Below are 11,611 nucleotides of genomic sequence, written 5' to 3' on the forward strand. Positions count from 1 at the left end.
CGCGCAGCGTGTTCAGCGCGGGCGCCCGGGTCAGGCGCGTGCCGAACAGCTCATTGAGCTGATGGCGCCGTTCCCGGATGAAGGTGATCACGTCGCGGTACGACCGCGCGCCCGCCAGCACGGCCAGCACCGTGAACACCATCAACGGCGTGAAATGATAGCGCTGCCCCCGGGCGCCGCGCGGGTCGGTGACGTCTTGAAGGGCCTGCCAGAGGCACGGAAACGGTGTCATGGCAACTCCGTAAGCTGTTCAGAGTTGCCAACCCAGGAGTCACATCTCAGCGAGCTCGCAAAGACTTCTCTGGTGGATCACCCGCCGCTCGGACTCGCCTCACGCGACGCTACTCACTCTACCTTGGAACACTGAACAGCCCTGGGTACATGCCTAGACCCTGGGGCGCCAAATCGCGCACAGTCAACGCCAAATCGGCCAGCCGTGTGTCTAGTCGGACGAACGCTTCGGCCATCCGCCGGTCCAGGCACATCAACGACTTAGACCGCAGACCCCCGGCGCTGCGTGTCCAGTGACCGCGAACTCAGGCCAAGCGGATCGTGCTCGATGTCGACGACACCTTCGACGCCGTCCACGGCCACCAGCAGCTCCGCTTGTTCAACGCGCATTACGACGACTACGGTTTCCAGCCGATCCTGGTGTTCGACGATGCCGGCCGGCTGGTCGCCGCGATGATCCGCCCGGCCAAGCGGCCGAACGGGCGTCAGGTCCGCGCCTTCCGGCGCCGTCTGGTCCGGCGCATCCGGTCGATCTGGCCGCGGGTCGATATCCTGGTGCGCGAGCCAGTACGCCTTCCCGGAGGCGATGGCGTACTGCGAGGCCAACAAGGTGGACTACATCTTTGGCCTGGGCACCACCTCGACCCTGCGTCGTCACGTCGAGACGCTGGAGGCGAGCACGGCCGAGCGCTTCGCTGCCGGCGACGGCTGCAAGGTTCGCCGCTGCAAGGAGTTCTACGACGCGGCCGCCAGCTGGAACCGCGCCCGGCGGATCATCGCCCGCGTGGAGGTCGGGCCGCAGGGCACGGACACGCGCTTGGCTGACGCCAGGCTTCGCCGTGATCGTCACCAACCTGGAAAAGGGTAAGCCACGCGGCTTGTACGCGGACGTGTACTGCCGGAGAGGCCAAGCGGAAAATCATATCAAAGCCTTCAAGACTCACCTGGCCGGCGACCGGACCTCCGGCAGCCGGGCGACGGCAAACCAGATGCGTCTGTTCCTGCACGCCGCTACCTACTGGCTTCTCTGGACCCTGCGGACCCTGTCCCGCGACAGGACCCTGGCGCCGAAGCGATCGCAGTGGCGAAAAGCCCAGTTCGACACCATCCGGCTGCGCCTCCTGAAGGTGGCGGCGAAGGTCACGGAGTACGCGACCCGGGTCGTCGTCCAGCTCCCGTCCGCCTATCCGGACCAGGCGATCGCACGACTGCTCGGCGCGAAGATCCCGCAGCTCACCGCGCCGCCGTAGCGGCCTGGGCGATGTGCCCGCCCGCCGCCGACTGACCGCCCCCCAGCGCCGCCGTCATCGAGAGTCTCGAAAAATCGCCGATTCCGGCGGCGCTTTCGCGTGCCGATACGCCTGCCGGTTGAAAACACGGCCACGGGGCGGAAATTGAGCGCCTCAAGAATAGATCGGGCTACGTCCGTTGGACCCGATCAGGTCGGAGCGGAGGCTGACATCTCGTTCTCGTGTCTCGTCGTCACGCCGCCACAGAACACTCACGGCTCTTGGAAATGTCGTTCTCGTCCGGATGAAATGTTTCCGTGGACGCGCCCATGCTCCCAAAACATAATCGATATCGCCCTAAACTGCGGACAGGGGCGAGAAGGGCACGAACATTCAGGGGACCGTACATGGCACATCACGGCTGTATGGCTATCCGCGGAGCGAACGAGCACCGCGACGAGGATGTCGAACTGGGTGGGCGCTTCTCCCGACTTTTCGGCGACCTGCCGGCGCTCTACACGGATCCGGCGGTTCTTCGGGACCTCGGAGACAACAAGGTCAAGGAAAACCCGTCGGACTCGACCCGGCGATCGACCACCTATCCCTTGGGCATGGTGTTCTTCGGGCAGTTCATCGATCACGACATCACCCTCGACGTCACCAGCGGCCTAGATCGGACCAACGACCCACTCGCGATCGAGAACTTCCGTACGCCTGCTTTGGATCTGGACAGCGTCTACGGCACGGACCCGGAAGCGTTCCCGTTCCTGTATGAGAAATCGGGGAGCCACAAGCTGATCCTGGGGTATCATGGTATCGATCTGCCGCGCAGTCCCGATGGAGTGGCCCTAATCGGGGACCCACGCAACGACGAGAACCGTATCATCTCACAGTTGCATCTCGCTTTTATCAAGTTCGCAAACGCGGTGCTCGCTGAGACTGGGGGCGACCTTGCCGAAGCACAGCGCCTGACGCGCTGGCACTACCAGTGGATCATCCTTCATGAGTTCTTACCACTTACTTGCGGTGAGGATCTAGTGCGAGACATCCTCAGCAACGGCCGGAAGATCTACAGGCCAACAGGGACAAGAGCGTTTATCCCCGTCGAGTTCGCGGTCGCGGCTTACCGCTACGGTCACAGCCAGCTGCCCGACTTCCTCAGCTTCAACGACGACAGCCGCCGGGTTCAGTTTTTCGGGAAGGAACTGGGCCAAGGCTTCACACCGGTGGAGAAGAAGGACCAGGCGGTCGACTGGCGCCATTTCTTCCACGCGGGCAAGAACCCGGTTGCACAACTGGCACAGAAGATCGACGCCGGTATGGCGGGCGAGTTGCTGGCCCTGCCTTTCATTGACGATGCAGCGAACAAATCACTGGCCACACGCAACCTGTTGCGCGGCCAGAGTTTCCGACTGCCATCGGGACAAGCGATCGCTGAAGTGATGGGCGAGACGCCGCTGACGTCCGCCGAGGTCGGGACCGGCACTCAGGTCGACGCCGCAACGCCGCTGTGGTTCTACATTCTGCGTGAGGCGGAGCTGAAAGGCGAACGCAACGGCAACACGGGTGAGCGCCTTGGCCCTGTTGGCGGCCGGATCGTGGCGGAGACGTTGATCGGGCTGATGGAGTACGACGACAGCGCGTTCCTGGGCAGCAACCGCAACTGGCTGCCGGAACTTCCGCTGGCGGAAAAGACGCGGGAACCGAGCACGTTTGCCATGGGCGACCTCCTTGCATTCGCCCGCACCGTCTGAGAATGCGCGCCGCCTACGAACCACGCCCGGTAAGGGGCGTGGTTCGCTGCCCCGCGAAACCCGGTGCGTGTGATTTGGACCGGGCGCGAGTCCGGTTGCACCGGCTCCGGCCGGGCTCGGATGAGCCACCTAGCGCGAGATGGCCTTGTCGGTAATCAGCTGGGCCCAGCACCGAAAGCAACGGGCCAGGACATGGCCACACGACGGCGGGATTTGCGCGGCAAACGCCGCCAGCGCCGGTGGCAGATCGGCTGCGCCTGCCTCGCGGCGATGCGTATCCGTTGTGATGGCGGATTTTGCCAGATCGGCTAAGCTACGTGGCTGCTAACGGGGGGAGCGGTTACGTCCACTGGGCTTGGCGCCGTAGAGCCTCTGGTCGGCCGCGGCCATCCAGATCTCGACGTCGGCATAGTGATCGGTCGGCCGCAGCGCCTGGCCCCCTTGGTCTCGTGGGTCGGCGTCTCGACGAGGCCCTGGCCGGTGAACGCGCCGGTCAACCCGTTCGTGCTCGCGACCGGGGCAACTCCGGTTCGTCGGTCTTGCGACTCGCATCAACGATGTCCAAGCCCTGGACCAACTTGAACCACGGTCGTTTGCGCATCGACGGGAGAGACGCCGGCCAGCGGACCGTTCACCAAGGTCCGGACCAGCTCCCTGTGATCTTGGCGAAGGGCTTCTCGGGTGCGGTATCCTCCGTAGCGGGTCAGGGTCGCATACGCCCCGCCTCGTCCCGCCGGTCTTCTTCACGCGCCACCCCCTAAACGCGGGCCGGCACCGCGGCATCCGCCTCGTCAAGCCGGGTTGCGTAAAATCCGTAGGCTACGGACAGCCCATAACCTCTCGCCGTAGGGGCGAGCGCATCGAGCTGCCGCCGCGCCGCAGTCGTATCCGCCTGGCGCATCATCCGAAGCATCGCGGTGTGACGGGCTTCGAACGTCGCGAATTGAGGATGCTCGGCGATTGCCGGCCCACCTAGAAGCGCGAAAATCCGGGCCGGCTGTCGGCGTCCCTTGACCCGGATGTGATCGAGTTCGAGGAACGCATATTCACCGTCGGTAGCCGAGAGGGTCGCCTCTCCCACGATGATATCAACCCCGTAGGTGCGGGTCAGGGCTTCGAGCCGGGCAGCTACGTTAACAGCGTCGCCCATCACGGAATAGTTGAAGCGCTTGTCGGAGCCGAGGTTGCCGGCGAGGCAGCGGCCGCTGTTGATGCCGATGCCCGCTTTCAGCACCACAGGCGCATGACCGGGTTGCGCCTCCCCCGCCATCTCGGCGTTCAGAGCATTCAGGGCTTGAACCATCTCCAGCGCTGCCTGACAGGCATGATCGGCGTGCCGGGGATCATCTATCGGGGCGTTCCAGAACGCCATGATGGCATCGCCGATGTACTTGTCGATCGTGCCCTGGTTCGCGAGGATCCGATCGGATAATGGGGTGAGGAACCGATTAACGAGCTTCGTGAGGCCGCGCGCGTCATCGCCGAAGCGCTCTGCTATTCCGGTAAACCCGCGGATGTCGGAGAAAAGCACGGTCGCTGGGCGGGTTTCTCCACCCAGCTGCAGCAGCTCCGGCTCGCTCGCCAGCCGGTCCACGAGCGTTGGTGCCAGGTACTGTGTAAAGGCTGCGCGGATGAAACGCTTGTCGCGCTCGGATCCCAGGTAGCTCGTAAAGACCATGACCGTAAAGGCGGAGAATCCGGTCAGAAGCGGAAACCAGGGGTCCAGCAGCACCCTTTCCTGGAAGAATGCGTAACTCGTTACCGCCAGTGTAGCTGCAGCCAACACAGCGCCCGTTAAAAGCGCGGACCACGCGCCGACCAGCGGCACCAAAACGACAATGGCCGAGCCAATCAAAAGTGTCGCCAGAACCTCGGCGGTGTCTGCGACCGCCGGACGGCTCAGAACCGAACCGGACAGAACCGTCTCAAGGGCCTGGGCGTGAACCTCCACGCCCGGTAGTGCGGGATCGAGCGGTGTCGCCTTGATATCCCCAAGACCGGTCGCAGAGGTCCCGACGAGCACAAGCTTGTCCTCGAAAATCCCAGCCGGGAAACGGCCGGCCAGCACATCTGCGGCGGACACGTACTGGGGCGCCAGTCGGGGCCGGTAATGCACCCAGATTTGACCGCTGTGATCGGTCGGAACCCGGTAGCGTCCCAGAAGAACCCCTTCCACACCGGCCGCGGACCCTTCCAGCACATACGTCTGCTGCCCCGTGGCCACGCGCAGCATTTCGATACTTAGCGCCGGATAGACCCGTTGACCGGACTTGATCACGAGCGGCACGCGACGGACAACGTTGTCAGGGGCCTCCCATAGGCTGATCATGCCGACACCAGCTGCAGCGTCGGCGAGCTCGGGAAGCGGACGGATCACGCCCGGGGCCTGCACGAGAGAGCCGGCGGCATCAGGTCCAAGTCTGGCCACCGATGGCACATTCACCGGGCCGATATCATGGGGTAACGCGCGGGCGTGGACCGCCTGAGCGATTACGGTCCGATCATGACGGCGGAACGCCTGTGCCAACCGATCATCGTTGCCCGGGAGGTAACGAAGTTGCTGAGCGAGCTCTGGATCGTACTCCATGACACGGTCCGCGAGTTCATCCGGCGACATCCGATCAGGTTCGGTAAACAAAATGTCAAACCCGATACCGACGGCGCCGTCGGCGTTTAGCTGATCGACAAGCTGGGCCATCGCAGTACGCGGCCACGGCCACTGGCCGATCCGATCAAGGGACTCCTCGTCGATGTCCACAATCATGATCGGTGACACCGGCTGTCCGTCGGGTCCGGCTGGAAGTGTCCGCGGAGCCATGCGGTGCGCCGCATCGAAACCCTTCAACCGCAGGACCTCGACCCCGTAGGGGTCCCAGAGGCGCAAACCGCCAAAGCAAAACACGAGCCCAACCCCGAGCGCCCAGGGCGCAAACCAAATGCGACGGTTCCAGCGCCGCCCACCGGGGCGACCATCAGTCATTCAGCGTGCAGCCTTGACTGGCTCGCCACGCTGCGGGGCGTTTCACCCATGAGGGTGGAGGTTCCCACAGATGCCCGACGATGCCCGACGAAGATGAGGACACCGAATGCAAATAACAGAAACAGCGCTGTCGCCGGCACGGGAATGGCGACAGGACCCGGCGTAGCCTCCGGCGTGTCAGGCCAAACGCCGGTCCCGGGTTCCACAGGGTCCTCGGGGTCCTCGGGCGCATCAGTGTTGTCTTGAATGGCGCCGCCATCCTGCGATCCGGGAGCGCCCTCACCGGTTTCGGCCCCGTCGTTGTTGTCGTCAGCGTCCGGCTGCTGCTCCTGCTCGTTCTCAGAGGTCTCCGGCTCGGTGTCGCCAGTCTCCGACGTCGGGGTTGTCTCACGCGCGGACGCCACGCTGGGACGACCGCGGCCAAAGCCACCGCGCGCGCCACCGGAGGCCCCGAGGCCGGCTTTCGTCCCAAGGCGCGAACCGACCCCTCGGTCCGGTGCCGGCACATTGTAGAGCCCGGCGAACGCGGACGCGTCGAGCGCGGCGGTGATCCCGTCGATGCCATCCATCATGAGACGCGCGGTCATATCCCGGACCAGGGCGTAGAAGTCCTCCGGGATGGTTCCCGGCGGCGTCGGTGATCGGTCCGGCTCTACCTTTGAGTATTCACCCGCTAGGAGCGTGACACAATCGCGCTGGCCGCAGACGATCACCTCGCCGGTTTGGGAGGCGACTTGCGTTAGGCCGGTACCGGATACGGATAGCCATAAGATCGTCCCCCGGACGCCGATCGTCGCTGAAGGCGTCTCGATACGGTACTGGTCCGATCGTAACTGGCCCGACACGAACTTGAACACGCCCGAAGTCGCTTCGACGACAAACGGCCGGTCCGCGTCTTGCGCAACCGGTAGATCCGCGATCCGCACTTTCGAGTTCGGACCCATCGATAGATACGTTTCGTCACGAAACACAAGCCGCGTCGCGCTGCGATCTTTGGTCTCGACGATCTCGTCTTTGAACACATCGGCATTCACGACCAGACGCCGTTCGCCGCGCGGCAGCAACGACCGGACGTCAAGGACGACCTTTTCCGCCTTACCGATGCCGTCCGACGCCGCCGACACAGACAGCGGCGAAAAAGCCGAGACGATGATCAGTATACACGAGGCCAGCACGCTACGAACCAACGTCCGATATCGCTGCCATATGTCTGGGTCTGGGTCCCTGTATAACCTCATGTTCCGAAATCTATCTCTCGAATTCGACGCAGGCATTAACGGAAAAGAGGGTTTCTCCTGCGATTCCGTGGTAGCCTCGATCGTTGTAAGCCTAGCGCACATCCAAGGCACGCAGACGATCGAGTGGTATGGCTCTCCCCGCTCTCGCGATCGGTCCCGACCGTTAAATCGTCTGGTTAAATCGTCTGGCGCGCATTGTGGAGAAACGTGCACCTGCACCGCAGTATCGCCTTGGGCTCCAACCTGACGACCACGCGCAGCCTTGTCATCGGCATGAGAGCCACGTATTCCCTACCGTGTCGAGGTGTTTCGTGAAGAGGTTACGACGTGCAACTACCGGACCTGGACTCTGCGCGGATCGCCGTCGTCGGCCTCGGCTACGTAGGGCTTCCGCTCGCCTTTGAATTGGCACGCCGATATGAAGTGATCGGATTCGACATCCACGCGGGCCGTGTTGCCGAGCTGGAGCGCGGATACGACCGGACTCGGGAAGTCCCGGCAGCGTGGTTCGAAGACACCGGGAAAGCGCCGCGATTTACGGCGAGCCAGGACGACCTTGCGGCCTGTACGATCTTCATCGTCACGGTGCCAACACCGATCGACGCACACCGGGTCCCAGACCTGATGCCGCTCCGGTCGGCGAGTCGCACGGTCGGTCAAGCTCTCAAGTCCGGCGACCTCGTGATCTACGAATCGACCGTCTATCCGGGCGCGACGGAGGAAGAGTGTGTTCCGTTGCTTGAACAGCATTCGGGCCTCAAGCTCAACGTTGACTTCGTGGTCGGCTATAGCCCCGAGCGCATCAATCCCGGCGATCACGAGCACCGGCTTGTCGACATCATGAAGGTGACCTCCGGGTCGACGGAAGCGGCCGCGGGCCTCGTCGACCGGCTTTACGCCAGCATCATCCGCGCGGGGACACACAAGACGTCGTCGATCCGGGCAGCCGAAGCGGCGAAGGTGATCGAGAACACGCAACGCGACGTGAACATCGCCTTGATCAACGAACTCGCCATGCTGTTCCGGCAACTTGGCCTGGATACAACCGAGGTGTTGGAAGCCGCTGCCACCAAGTGGAATTTCCTAAAGTTCACACCCGGCCTTGTCGGCGGTCACTGCATTGGCGTTGATCCCTATTACCTCACTTACAAAGCTCAAAGCGTCGATCATCATCCCGAGATGATCCTCGCTGGCCGTCGCACCAACGATCGAATGGGCAAGTACGTTGCGGACCGCGTTATGAAACTCATGACGCAAAAACGTATCCATGTCGTTGGCGGGCGCGTTTTGGTGATGGGTGTGACCTTTAAAGAGAACTGTCCGGACATCCGCAACAGCCAGGTTCTCTCGCTCGTCAAGTCATTGCAGGACTTCCACGCGGATATCGATCTGCACGACCCGTGGGCCGACCCTGACGAGGTTCATGAAGAATTCGGGCTCCAGCCGATTGAGAGACCGCTGGAGAGCGGGTACGACGCGATCGTCCTCGCGGTCCCGCATCGCGAATACCTGGACGACTGGCGAGGCTGGTTGGATGGATGCGCACGCCGTCCATCGGTGATCTTCGACATCAAAGCCGCCTTGCCGATAGACGCATCGGACGAACGCCTATGACCGTGCTCGTGACCGGTGCCGCCGGTTTCATCGGCCCCCATGTGGCCGGCACGCTGCTGGACCGTGGCCAGCAGGTGGTCGGGCTTGATGACCTGAACGCGTACTACGATCCGGCGCTGAAGCGCGCTCGGGTCGAGAAGCTTCATGAACGCGGGCCCGCCTTCACCTTCCACCGCGCGGACGCCGCCGATCCCACCGCCGTTAACGCGATCGTCGACGCAAACCCGGAGATCACAGGGATCGTGCATCTCGCGGCCCAGGCTGGCGTCCGCTACTCGCTGGAGAACCCCCCGGGCGTACGTGAACGCCAACATAAACTCGCAACTGACGTTGATGGAGGCGGCCCGCCGGTTAACACGGTTCGGGCATTTCGTGTGCGCCTCGTCGTCCAGCGTCTATGGCGGCAACACCAAGCTGCCGTTCTCGGTGGACGATCCGGTCGACCAGCCCGTCTCCGTCTACGCCGCGAGCAAGCGGTCGGCCGAACTGATGGCGCAGACGTACGCGCACCTCTACCGCATGCCGATGACCGGGCTGCGTTTCTTCACCGTCTACGGGCCGTGGGGGCGTCCGGACATGGCCGCCTACCTTTTCACTAAGGCCATGTTCGACGGCGAGCCGATCCAAGTGTTCAACCACGAGCACATGAAACGGGACTTCACCTACATCGACGATATCGTCGAGGGGGTCGTTGCCGCTCTGGACCGTCCCCCGGCGGACCCGGGCGGGCTCGAAAGGCCACACAAGCTATACAACCTCGGCAATCACCGGTCCGAAGACCCGACACATTTCATCGCCGTGCTCGAAGCCGCCGTGGGCTGCACGGCGATCAAGGATGTGCAGGACATGCAGCCGGGCGACGTGCCGGGGACGTACGCGGACATCGAGAGCTCAACCCCCGATCTCGGGTCCGCCCCCGGACCACGATCGACAAGGGCCTGCCGAAATTCGTTGCGTGGTACAGAAACTACCACGGCATCTAGCCAGCCGCGACCGGGGCAAACGGGACGGTGCCGGAGCCAGACCGAGCGCCGCCGTCGACCTAGGCGGAAGGCCGAGGCCGTGGTTGGCGGACGGCGCTGGGCCGGCGGAAGGCGGGATGCGCCGGAAGAACCCTGGATCACGCAGCGCGCGCATCGCGCAAACGCACCAGGCCGTCCTGGAGGCCAGTGCGCGCCACAAAGCCAAGCTCCCGGGCGGCCTTCTGCCAACACCCGACCGAAAAGCGGATATCGCCCACGCGCGGCGGGTCATAACGCGGGTCCTGGTGCATCCCCAGGACCTGACAGAGCTCGGCATGCAAGGTCGCGACATCCACTTGGACACCGCGGCAGACGTTGAATACCGGCGCCCCGGGGCTTGCACTTTCCAGCGCAAGACAGATCGCGTCGACAACATCTTCGACGTAGATAAAGTCCCGCGTCTGCTGACCGTCGCCGTAGATGACGGTGGGCTCGCCGCGCAGCAACCGCTCCACGAAAACGGTGATGACCCCGGAATAGGGCGACGACGGATCCTGCCCCGGGCCAAACACGTTGAAGAACCTCAAGCCGCAGGTAGGAAGCCCGACGTCCTGGCCCGCGACGTGCGCATGCAGTTCGCTGGCGTATTTGTCCACCCCATAGGCGGAGAAGGGTTGCGGGCTCAAGCCTTCATGAGCCAGGCCGCCGACATCGCCGTAAACGGCCGCGGACGAGGCGTAGACCACCGGCACGTTTCCCGCGTCAGCCGCAGCGGCCAACACGTTCACAGACCCGTTAAGGTTGACCGCGTTCGCCCGCGACCAATCATTTTGGCACTCCGGCACCGACGCGATCGCAGCAAGGTGCACGCACGCATCGACCCCGTCGAAAGCCCTTGCCACGGTTGACCGGTCGACGATATCCCCGAGCTCCACGGCGACCTCATGCGGGACGTTCTCGCGCTTGCCGCGCGAGAGATTGTCCAGCACGCGGACGTTATGGCCAAGTGTCGAGAGGCGGCGGCAAAGATGGCTCCCGATGAAGCCGCAGCCGCCGGTTACCAGGATTTTCATTCGCGTTCCCTCGCAAACGTGTGGCGCACAAGGCTTTACCAAGGTTCCGCGGCCCATCGTGCCAGAGTCGAGCCGACTGCTGAGGAGCAGCCCACCGGGCTTTCCAACAGCTAGACGGCGGCTCGGGTCCGTATGCTGGGTGTGCCCCACGAGGCTTGGACGTATAACGTTGAGAAAACTATAACCTTTACGTGCGATCTTCGGAGGCCAGCAAGAGTTGGATCCGAGCGACCAAATTGACGCATCCGGGGGGAACATGTGTGGCATCATCGGTATCATCGGACGGAACCGGGTCGCCCCGCTGCTGCTCGACGCCCTGCGGCGCCTGGAGTACCGCGGCTACGATTCGGCCGGGATCGCCACGCTGGTGAACGGCAAGATCGACCGCCGCCGGGCCGCTGGTAAGCTGCGCAACCTGGCCCAGCGGCTGGAGGAGGCGCCGATCGAGGGCACGACCGGGATCGGCCACACCCGCTGGGCGACCCACGGCCGGCCGAGCGAGGGCAACGCCCACCCGCACGCCAACGCCC

At 63.8% G+C, this 11,611-nt stretch carries 6 protein-coding genes and 5 pseudogenes; 7 read left to right on the forward strand and 4 right to left on the reverse strand.

Going from position 1 to position 11,611, the window contains the following annotated elements; genetic code table 11:
- Nucleotides 1-232, reverse strand: a 232-nt coding sequence (locus CKO28_RS24460; protein ID WP_200343513.1) for a transposase family protein, incomplete at its 3' end; no start/stop codon positions are given.
- Between the two features lie 320 nt (nucleotides 233-552).
- Between CKO28_RS24460 and CKO28_RS29680 the strand changes: the two are divergent.
- The 3 genes and pseudogenes from CKO28_RS29680 to CKO28_RS24475 all read left to right on the forward strand — a co-directional run bounded on the left by CKO28_RS29680 (nucleotide 553) and on the right by CKO28_RS24475 (nucleotide 3,214).
- Nucleotides 553-1,099, forward strand: a pseudogene (locus CKO28_RS29680) (transposase).
- On the forward strand, nucleotides 1,071-1,481 hold the full coding sequence (locus CKO28_RS29685; protein ID WP_437127656.1) for a transposase: 411 nt from the start codon (nucleotides 1,071-1,073) through the stop codon (nucleotides 1,479-1,481). Before CKO28_RS29680 ends, CKO28_RS29685 begins: the two are co-directional and overlap by 29 nt.
- Before the next feature lie 386 nt (nucleotides 1,482-1,867).
- On the forward strand, nucleotides 1,868-3,214 hold the full coding sequence (locus CKO28_RS24475; RefSeq protein ID WP_200343515.1) for a peroxidase family protein: 1,347 nt from the start codon (nucleotides 1,868-1,870) through the stop codon (nucleotides 3,212-3,214).
- Nucleotides 3,215-3,971: 757 nt separating this feature from the next.
- On the opposite strand, the gene CKO28_RS24480 is transcribed toward CKO28_RS24475, so the two are convergent.
- Nucleotides 3,972-6,194 (reverse strand): CHASE2 domain-containing protein, encoded by a 2,223-nt coding sequence (locus tag CKO28_RS24480; protein WP_200343516.1) that lies wholly within the window; start codon nucleotides 6,192-6,194, stop codon nucleotides 3,972-3,974.
- A gap of 722 nt (nucleotides 6,195-6,916) precedes the next feature.
- Nucleotides 6,917-7,534, reverse strand: a pseudogene (locus tag CKO28_RS29690) (FecR family protein); the annotation flags it as partial.
- A 225-nt stretch (nucleotides 7,535-7,759) separates the two neighbouring features.
- On the opposite strand from CKO28_RS29690, the gene CKO28_RS24490 reads away from it, so the two are divergent.
- The 3 genes and pseudogenes from CKO28_RS24490 to CKO28_RS29700 form a co-directional block, all read left to right on the forward strand.
- Complete coding sequence (locus CKO28_RS24490) at nucleotides 7,760-9,046, forward strand: nucleotide sugar dehydrogenase (protein ID WP_200343518.1); 1,287 nt, start codon at nucleotides 7,760-7,762, stop codon at nucleotides 9,044-9,046.
- A pseudogene (locus CKO28_RS29695) lies at nucleotides 9,043-9,309 on the forward strand (GDP-mannose 4,6-dehydratase); the annotation flags it as partial. The gene CKO28_RS24490 and the pseudogene CKO28_RS29695, both read left to right, overlap by 4 nt.
- Nucleotides 9,310-9,379: 70 nt before the next feature.
- Nucleotides 9,380-9,709 (forward strand): annotated as a pseudogene (locus CKO28_RS29700) (NAD-dependent epimerase/dehydratase family protein); the annotation flags it as partial.
- Nucleotides 9,710-10,166: 457 nt separating this feature from the next.
- Here CKO28_RS29700 and CKO28_RS24500 read toward each other — a convergent pair.
- Complete coding sequence (locus CKO28_RS24500; RefSeq protein ID WP_200343519.1) at nucleotides 10,167-11,081, reverse strand: NAD-dependent epimerase/dehydratase family protein; 915 nt, start codon at nucleotides 11,079-11,081, stop codon at nucleotides 10,167-10,169.
- Between the two features lie 256 nt (nucleotides 11,082-11,337).
- Here CKO28_RS24500 and CKO28_RS24505 point away from each other — a divergent pair.
- Nucleotides 11,338-11,611, forward strand: a pseudogene (locus CKO28_RS24505) (glutamine--fructose-6-phosphate transaminase (isomerizing)); the annotation flags it as partial.

The organism is Rhodovibrio sodomensis, from assembly GCF_016583645.1.
Lineage (GTDB): Bacteria > Pseudomonadota > Alphaproteobacteria > Kiloniellales > Rhodovibrionaceae > Rhodovibrio > Rhodovibrio sodomensis.

Excerpts from the sequence above, each read along its gene's own strand:
- CKO28_RS24475 (WP_200343515.1), top strand. The coding sequence starts at position 1,868 with ATGGCACATCACGGCTGTATGGCTATCCGCGGAGCGAACGAGCACCGC.
- CKO28_RS24480 (WP_200343516.1), bottom strand. The coding sequence starts at position 6,194 with ATGACTGATGGTCGCCCCGGTGGGCGGCGCTGGAACCGTCGCATTTGG.
- CKO28_RS24500 (WP_200343519.1), bottom strand. The coding sequence starts at position 11,081 with ATGAAAATCCTGGTAACCGGCGGCTGCGGCTTCATCGGGAGCCATCTT.